The 9368-nt window shown below is 40.9% G+C and carries 6 protein-coding genes and 1 pseudogene; 6 read left to right on the forward strand and 1 reads right to left on the reverse strand.

All coding sequences use genetic code 11. The annotated features are described in order from the left end of the window. A pseudogene (locus J6O61_RS18645) lies at window positions 1-841 on the forward strand (hypothetical protein); the annotation flags it as partial. Between the two features lie 141 nt (window positions 842-982). Here J6O61_RS18645 and J6O61_RS18650 read toward each other — a convergent pair. Beyond that, the gene (locus tag J6O61_RS18650; RefSeq protein WP_292215815.1) at window positions 983-2047 is read right to left on the reverse strand and encodes an AraC family transcriptional regulator; all 1065 of its coding nucleotides are present in this window, start codon (window positions 2045-2047) and stop codon (window positions 983-985) included. 149 nt (window positions 2048-2196) lie between these two features. Here J6O61_RS18650 and J6O61_RS18655 point away from each other — a divergent pair, with 149 nt between their 5' ends. The 5 genes from J6O61_RS18655 (at window position 2197) to J6O61_RS18675 (ending at window position 9040) form a co-directional block, all read left to right on the forward strand. Next, the gene (locus J6O61_RS18655) at window positions 2197-3120 is read left to right on the forward strand and encodes an ABC transporter permease (protein ID WP_292215816.1); all 924 of its coding nucleotides are present in this window, start codon (window positions 2197-2199) and stop codon (window positions 3118-3120) included. Window positions 3121-3132: 12 nt separating this feature from the next. Beyond that, on the forward strand, window positions 3133-4104 hold the full coding sequence (locus tag J6O61_RS18660) for a carbohydrate ABC transporter permease (RefSeq protein ID WP_292215817.1): 972 nt from the start codon (window positions 3133-3135) through the stop codon (window positions 4102-4104). A gap of 62 nt (window positions 4105-4166) precedes the next feature. After that, on the forward strand, window positions 4167-5801 hold the full coding sequence (locus J6O61_RS18665; protein WP_292215818.1) for an ABC transporter substrate-binding protein: 1635 nt from the start codon (window positions 4167-4169) through the stop codon (window positions 5799-5801). A gap of 68 nt (window positions 5802-5869) precedes the next feature. Further along, window positions 5870-6898 (forward strand): glycosyl hydrolase 53 family protein, encoded by a 1029-nt coding sequence (locus J6O61_RS18670; protein WP_292215819.1) that lies wholly within the window; start codon window positions 5870-5872, stop codon window positions 6896-6898. 99 nt (window positions 6899-6997) lie between these two features. Then, window positions 6998-9040: a beta-galactosidase gene (locus tag J6O61_RS18675; RefSeq protein ID WP_292215820.1), complete on the forward strand. Its 2043-nt coding sequence runs from the start codon at window positions 6998-7000 to the stop codon at window positions 9038-9040. Window positions 9041-9368 lie beyond the last annotated feature (328 nt).

The following is a 9368-nucleotide window of genomic DNA, read 5'->3' on the forward strand; positions in this document are numbered from 1 at the left end:
GCTTGGCAACGGGAATCGTTCATCTTATGAAAGCACGCCGCAGAAGATGGCAGAGAATGTTATCCATGTTGATGGTGCGGCCTTCTTTGTGATTTATCTTACTGAAAACGGTGAATTATACGGAGCCGGGGCAAACCAAAACGGATTGATGGGACTTGAGAATCCATATGGAAAAGAATGGATTTACTATGATGATATAGTTACAGCAACCCCTGTATTGCTTATGTCCGACGTAAAATATGCCAGAGCAAGCCAAAGCGGAATCGTTGCTCTCAAAAATGATGGTTCAGTCTGGTGGTGGGGGCAAATTAGGACTACATCTGCAAAGCATCCTGACGACACAATTGGGTGCAGCTACTCGGAGCCTACGAAAATGCTTGATGATGCAATCTATGTTACCTGTGGTTCTTTCAGCATGGCTGCCATCAAAGAGGACGGTACATTGTGGACCTGGGGCAACAACACTTTTGGAAGCTGCGGATATGACAGTAAGAATCAGGATTTCATAGAAGAACCGGTAAAGGTATTGGGTGATGTAAAAATGGTTTGGATGGATGAAGTCAGATTTGAAAAAGCTAAGCCATATGCCGAGAGTGAAAGTGCTGAAGGAAATGATGATTATGACTATACATATGTTACCTTTGCGGAGAAAAAAGACGGCTCATTATATGCTTGTGGTAAGTATGTGGACGGCGAAGGTAGTAAGATCTGGGATTTCAAATTATACGGAGATACATTAAGAACTCCTGAAGAATATATGGATGATGGACTTCATGAGCCAGTAGAACTCGTGTATTCCGACAGATTTCAGAGGATACAGTTTAAAGAAAAGAAGGACTGAATATTTATTCGCTTTTTCCGACTAAAACAGTATTTTGTTATATGTGTAGGAAAAGCATATCATCGGTTATATCGGAACATAATTATTGGAAAAAATATAACGGTCTTACCATTATGATTACAATGGTAAGACCTCTTTGTTTTATGGTGAAATATGTTTTGCCCGGTATTCCTTTGGAGTCATATGATACTGTTTTTCGAATAGAGAGTAAAAATGTGTCCGGTTGGAGAATTGCAGGTTCTGTGCAATTGAAGAGATGGATTCCTTTGTGTTTACAAGATCCATTGCTGCTTTTCGCAAGCAGAAGGTCATTCCATAGTCGTAAAGGCACATACCTGTAAATTTATTCACTATTCTATTAAGGTAATCTCCGCTGTAATTAAGTACTTTCTCAAGCTCTGAGCGGGTTACTCGTCCATTTCTTTCCGTCATAAGGTGTTCGACACGGCTAAACAGGAGCTGATCATTTCCCATACCCATTTCTACTTCGGTGCAGTGGTAATTGTCTGTGCTTGAAATAAAGTAAAGCAGTTCAGATAACAGGCTTCTCATCTTATATGAAGATCCAAAGTGAGGAAACATCATTGTGTTCAGCATTTCGGTTGAAAGATTCTTTAACTGCTCAAAGCCGGTAGCCTTTGCGAAAGCGGGTATCATATCCAGATATGCTTTCCGATCAGGATTATCGAGATCTGAAATGATAAAACTGTATAGGTTGCTCTTCATAAAATCCTTTTCAGAATGAAAAGAAGAGTGTTCTGCAACCGTAAACAGTTCACCAATCATACTGGTTGACAGTCCTACGAACAGGATGCTTGACTCTGTATCAAAATTTTCTGCATGTCGTATGCCTCTATTTATGAGACAGCATGTGCCGGCAGGGTATTTGTAGTCTATATCTTCTATGCGCTGCGTCACAGTTCCACTCAGAACTATCATGATTTCGTAATAATCGTGGAAATGAAGGGGATGATCATGAAATGCTTTGTCATGGCCTTGAAAAGAATCCCTGGCGTAAAAGGATTCATCTTCTGAAAATGTTATAGCGTTCATATAATCATCTTCTTCGGTACCGCTACAGAATTCATATGTGATCTGGTAGGGCAGCTTTAACTGATAATAGTTTGAATCGCTGCCAGTATTTATGCTGAATGACGCGTTTGGTTTTGCACTTGTTATATAGTCTTTGGATACTTCTCTTAACATAATTGTCTCCTAATCATTCCCATATATGTTACAAATTTTACCACCAAAGTCGTTTCGTGTCATTGTTTGTCCTTTTGACGAACGATAAAATCAAAACATATCAAATAGCTTGAAACGCTGATATTACTGAATTTAGAAGGAGTTTGACCATGGGGAGAGGAGAATATCTGGTAAAAAATCTTAAACGGCACTGGATGTTATTACTGATGCTATTACCGGCACTCATATATGTTATAGTATTCAGCTATATTCCAATGACCGGCATAGTTATGGCATTTAAGAAGTATCAATATAACGGAGGAATATACTCTTCACCATGGAATGGGCTGAGTAATTTCAAGGCACTTTTTATTTCAGGGAAGCTTCTGCAGGTAACAAGGAACACGCTTTTGTACAATGTAGCATTCATCTTTTTTGGAGTTGTATTCGAAATGGGAAGCGCCATCCTTCTGAATGAGATCATCAACAAACTGTTTAAGAAGACGGTGCAGTCCCTTATGTTTCTTCCATACTTCATCAGCTGGGTTGTGGCAGGAGCAATAATCTATAACGTCTTTAACTACGAGCGCGGCGTATTCAACAATATCGTAACATCTTTTGGAGGAACGCCCTTTGACCTTTATAACACGCCGGGGGCATGGCCCTTTGTCCTGATATTCCTTAAGCTGTGGAAGCAGACAGGATATGGATCAGTAGTATATCTCGCAGCAATCACAGGAATGGATCAGGAAATGTTTGAAGCTGCATCAATCGATGGTGCTTCTGCATGGCAGAAGATCAAATACCTTACAATTCCTTCCCTCCGTCCTACGATGATGATCCTGGTACTCCTTGGTATCGGAAACATCTTCCGCGGTGATTTCGGGTTGTTCTACCAGACCGTAAAGAGCAGCGCACTCCTTCAGCCGATGACTGATGTTATCGACACCTATGTCTTCCGGTTGCTCATAGACAATGGAAATGTAGGAGTGTCTGCAGCGGCTGGGCTGTACCAGTCAGTTCTTTGCTTTATCACGATTATGGTATGCAATAAGCTGGTGAAAAAAGCCAATCCGGATTATGCACTTTATTAAGGGAGGTAATAAATGTCTGCTGAAACCATCAGCCTTACCGAAGGCACAATAATTGAAGAACAGAAACTGTCTGATAAGACAGTGATAAGAAAGAAAAAGAAAATGAGCAGTGACCAGCTATCAGTAAATATCGTGGGAGCACTATTGGTAGGCATATTTGCTCTGATATGTGTCATTCCGTTTTATCTGATAATTGTAGCATCATTCACCAGTGAAAACTCTCTGATAAGGGATGGATATCCTATTCTGCCGAGGCTTTCCGAATTAAGCCTCCAGAGTTATGCACTTTGCTTAAAGAATCCGACAGCGATACTTAAAGCCTACGGAATGACAATAGGCGTTACGGTTACAGGGACTTTTCTTGCGGTGCTGTTTGCTACAATGACTGGATATGTCCTTAGCAGAAAGGACTTTCCATGGAGAAATCAATTCTCGTTTTTCTTCTTTTTCACAACGCTATTTAATGGAGGACTTGTTCCATGGTACCTGATGTGTACTCGTTATCTGAATTTCAAGAACAGTATCATTGGACTTATACTTCCACTGATGTTTTCAGTGTGGAACATGATCATAGCAAAGTCATTTATGGCAGGTATTCCCGCTGAGATCTCAGAGTCTGCAAAGATCGATGGGGCAAATGACATAACCATATTTGCAAAGCTCATCCTCCCACTTAGTAAGCCACTGATTGCGACGCTTTCGCTTTTCTCTGCTCTGGCATACTGGAACGACTGGTACAACTGCATGCTGTTTGTGACAAATGAGGATATGTTCACGCTGCAGTATTACCTTCAGAGGATTCTCGGAAGTGCAGAAGCTATGAGGATTGTCGCTGAAAAGTCAGGAATAGCACTACCGTCTATCCCACTCGAAGGAATGAAAATGGCAATGACCATAATCGCAACAGGTCCAATAGTACTTCTTTACCCGTTCGTACAGAGGTACTTTGTCAAAGGACTTACTATTGGTGCTGTAAAAGGATGACAAAAGGAAAATGAATATTACCCTTAGGGGAGAGTTATAGCAAAAAAGGAGGATAAACATTTATGAGAAACAAGGTATTGTCAATTATGTTGGGCGTGGTGCTGACAGTGTCAGCGCTCTGTGGATGTGGTTCAGCAGCTGAGTCGGTTCAAAGTGTAGAAAACACTGGTGATACGGCCATTAGTGCGACTCAAGAAAGTGCTAACAATTCACTTGATGGGCTTCCTGAAGCAATAGGCGAGGGAATTGTAAAAGCAACGCCAGATATGTACAAAGATGTAGACTTATCACAGCATAAGACTGTAAACATCACGCTTATTGGTGATACACCAACTGCCTGGAGTGATGTTCTTGCAAAGACAAATGAGTATCTTGAGCCATTTAATACTGATATTGAAGTAAGTTTCCTTAGCTGGTCGGATTACCAACAGATGTATTCACTGACACTTACGGGCGGACAGGTTGATCTTATCTTCACTGCGCCATGGTGCTTTATGTATACGGAAGCTGCAAAGGGTTCTTTCTATGTTCTTGATAATGACTTTATTTCTAAGAACATGCCGCTCACAAACAAGTATCAGGCACCTGAAAGCTGGGATGAGACAACTATAGCAGGCCAGATGATAGCCATTCCATCTAATCAGGCATCTCCTATGGGGAAAATTGTTGCAATAAGACAGGATCTGGCAGATAAATATGGAATCAGCTCATTAAGTAATTGGGATGACTATATGAATTTTGCCAAGACCATTGCTGAAAAGGAAACACCTGAGAGCGGCATCTACGCTCTTGCAGCCGCTGGTGACAACAATGAACTTTGGGATGTCTACAGACAGCAGGACGATACTTTCCTTGCTCTTGATAGTGATTATTTTGATCTTATGTATCAGTATAAGAAGGGGGAGCTTCCTAATGCTTCTGATATAAAGCTTGTTTATGAGACTGATCTTTTCAAAGAATATGCACATGATATGAAGGAACTGGCTGATGCCGGAGCATGGAGCAGAAGTGCACTTACAAATACAGTCACAGATGATGATGCTTTTGGAAACCTTCAGGGGGCTTCTATTGCATGGAATACTTCAGTGTTTACTTATATTGAACAGGCAGAGCAGACAGAAGGCGTTGTAGGAGCAGCATATGATCTTACAAAAGATAATCTTGTTGGCTGTGAGAACTATTCAAATAATGACATGGCAATAGCTGCAGGAAGTGCTGACCCTGCAAGAGCTGCTATGGTACTTGATATTTTAAAGTGCGATACATATATAAATCATCTCTGGATACTTGGTGTTGAAGGCGAGCACTATACCGTAAATGACGCCGGAGAGTATACAGAAACAGATAAGGCAGGCGACTTTGCAGCATATGCAATATCTGCATCATGGGCTATCAAAAATGGAGACCTTAAAGAAGCTGGCGGAGACCCAAGAGCAACAGAAGTAACTGACAGCTGGGAAGAGAGAGTAGTAAGTAATCCTACAGTAACATTTGTTTTTGACGATTCAAATGTGGCAGATTATAAAGCTGCGGTAGGCACAGTACTTAAGGATTACGTTCCAATGCTTGAGCTTGGGCTTGTAGATGACGTTGATGCCACAATAGAAAAGATGATCAAGGAATGCTATGACTCCGGACTGCAGAATGTTCTTGATGAATTTGATGCTCAGTACGAGGCATGGAAAGCAACAAGATAAGATAAAAATGGGAAAAGCCGCTGTTAGATGCGGCTTTTCCAAATATAAAACATAAGGGATTATGCGTGATGAAAACTAAGTTTGCATATGGAGCAGACCTTGGCTGGATGACACAGCTTGAGGACAGGGGCTTTAAATGGATAAATGAAAAAGGAAAAACGGTATCATGCCTTGAAGCGGTCAGAGAAAAAGGGGCTGATTCGGTTAGATTTAGGATATTTGTCAATCCACCAGAGAAGAGTTATGTGGAGGAAAAAGACGGAACAGTTGTAATGCTCGGGTACTGTGATGCAAAAAGAGTGGCGGACGCGGCAAAGCGCGCGAAGGATGCCGGCATGCGCATAATGCTGGATTTTCACTATTCTGATGAATTTGCAGATCCAAAAAAACAATACATTCCAAAGGCTTGGGAAGGACTGTCGCACAAGGAATTATGCAAAAAAGTAAGTGAGCATACAGAATATGTTCTAGGTATTATGAAAGAGCGGGGTGTATGCCCGGAGTGGGTGCAGGTAGGAAATGAAATAAACCCAGGGATGATGCATCCAATGGGCGATCTGGAAACACATCCAACGCAGCTTGTAGAATACATAAATAGTGGTTACCTGGCAGTAAAGAAAGTGTTTCCTGACTGCAAGGTTGTTCTTCATTTGGCTAGTGGACAACATCCTATCTGGGTTATGCCGTTTTTGGAAAACTTTTTTGAAAATGGTGGCATGACAGATATACTTGGTTTTTCTGACTACCCATACTGGTGCGATATCATAAACAAGGAGACCCTAGAAGAAAACGTGGATTCAAGCATAGACAATTGGGCAAGATGCATTGATATGTACAGGAATAGATTCCATAAGCCTGTTATGATAGCAGAGATAGGTGGACCGGAATATGAAGAAAAAGAAACACGACAGCTTATCGGGGATACGATACGAATGCTCAAAAGAGTTCCTGATAATGAGGGGCTTGGGATCTTCTATTGGGAACCTGAAGTGTGCTCGGAAGTTCTTCCAGATGCATATCCGCTAGGGGCTTCAAGACTGACAAAGAACTATACTCTTCAGCTTACAGAAGCTTTGTCTGCTTACAAAGATGCATAGTTCAATTATCTTATTAAGCGAAAAAACAAGTATAATGGAATTTGGAGGCGGTACCATCCGGTGCCGCCTTTTTAAAACCGACAAAAAGAAGGGGAATACATGAAAGAAATTTTAAATGGAAAAGAACTCTTACTAGGTGTCTGCTATTATCCTGAGCATTGGACTAAAGATCTGTGGCGGGAAGACCTCAAAAGAATGCTTGATGCTGGAATTGAGGTGGTGAGAGTAGCAGAATTTGCCTGGAATACAGTTGAGGTAGAAGAAGGCGTTTTTGATTATTCTTTTTGGGATGAATTTCTGGACCTGGCAGAAGAGATGGGTATGAAGGTCATAATGGGAACGCCCACAGCAACTCCTCCTGCCTGGCTAACAAAAAAGTATCCGGAAGTTCTTAACTGTGATATAGACGGAAATGTATATCACCACGGGCTGAGGCGTCATTATAATTATAATTCTCTGGTCTATCAGAAGCTTTCCGGCAGAATAGTGGAAGCTTTTGCGTCTCACTATGCTGAGAGAACTTGTGTGATTGGCTGGCAGATAGACAACGAGATCAACTGCGAAACTGATGTTTTTTATTCCGAAAGTGATTCGATATCTTTCAGGGAATACCTTATGGTTAAATACGGATCACTTGATGAACTGAATAAAGCCTGGGGGACAATTTTCTGGAATCAGACTTTTACTGGCTGGGATGAAATCAACGTTCCAAGACGCACTGTCCAGGATACAGTAAATCCACACTGGCAGCTTGATTATATTCGATTTATTTCTGATAGCGCCAACAGATGGGCAAAGATGCAGGCAGATATAATAAGAAAATACACAAAGGAAGATGATTTTATCACAACAAATGGTATATTTGGGCATCTTGACTATCAGAAGATGGTAAATGAGAGCATTGATTTCATTACCTATGATTCCTATCCCAATTTTGCATATTGCCTGAGTATGTATGATGAAAATGACCCTATCAAAGATCGCAAATGGAGCATGAATCTTGCAGAGACAAGGGCCATTTCCAAAGTATTTGGAATTATGGAGCAGCAGTCCGGAGCCAATGGATGGACATCCAGGATGGAGGCCCCAACGCCAAGACCCGGGCAACTGACACTTTGGACAATGCAATCCATAGCGCATGGCGCTGACTTTGTAAGTTACTTTAGATGGCGAACCGCCACCATGGGAACAGAAATCTATTGGCATGGTATTCTGGATTATTCAGGAAGAGACAACAGACGTCTTAATGAGGTAAAAGAAGTACATGAAAAGCTAAAAGCACTCAATCTGGTAGCGGGTTCTGTCTATGAAGCCAAAGTCGGTATTTTGGAAGACTATGACAATCTATGGGATTCAGAATATGATGTCTGGCACGGGAGAGTTGAAAAACAGAGTAGAAAAGCCTTGTTTAATGCGTTACAGAAAACACATACCCCATTTGATTACGTTTATATAGATGGACTAACCGATGCATCGAGCCTCTTAGCGTATGAAGTCCTGTTTTATCCTCATCCAACTATAACTGATGAAAAAACCGTAGAACTTTTATCTGAATACGTGAAAGCTGGAGGAAGACTTGTCATAGGCTGCAGAAGCGGATACAAGGATAAGACTGGCAAATGCGTAATGGATAAACTTCCTGGGCTTTTTGCGCCTCTTACAGGAGCAGACATCCCTGAATACTCTCTTATTGCACCAGATGCAGAAAAGGTATATGTAAAATGGGGAGATGATGAGTTTGAAGCGTCAGTATTTACTGATATTTTATGTCCAATAAACGGCGGCAGACAGTTAGCAGAGTATACATCAGATTATTATGCCGGCTGTGGCGCAATAATCTGTAATGGCTACGGAATGGGCAGGGTTTTCTACTACGGAAGCGCTTTTACAGAGGGAGCAGTACGAGTTTTCCTTAAGAACCTAAATGTGATGAGCCCATATGATAAAATAATTAGCCTTCCAGAGACAATGGAAATAGCGGTCCGCAAAAAAGATGATAAGCAATACCTATTTGTTCTTAACTATAATAAGCAGGCGGATAAGATCACATTTTATCAGAATGTAAAAGACATATATACAAATCAGGATGTTTCAGGCTCTCTTATGATAAATGGATATGGCACCTTAGTTGTAGAAATCTAAAGTCTGGCTAATCATAATGATTTTACGCACATTTTGTTTTCCAATTTTACATTGTGAACTTCAGGGCGATACAAACGTTATGAATGGCATGTATTCAGTTCATAGATTATTAGGTGTGTTCACAAAACCATTTGTTTTCGTGAACACTTTTTGCCCGGAAATCTGATATAATGATTTTAGAAAACCGCTGTATGCGTTTTTCAGTATCCATGAGGGTTAGAATCCTCTTTTTAAGATCTGAAAAACGCATAAAAATTTGGCATAAATGTTCACAAAATTCAAGTAACCCTTTATTTAACACTGTAGGAGGCTGAAACAATATGGCAAA

Origin of the sequence: Butyrivibrio sp. (assembly GCF_017635265.1) — a bacterium.
GTDB lineage: Bacteria > Bacillota > Clostridia > Lachnospirales > Lachnospiraceae > Butyrivibrio.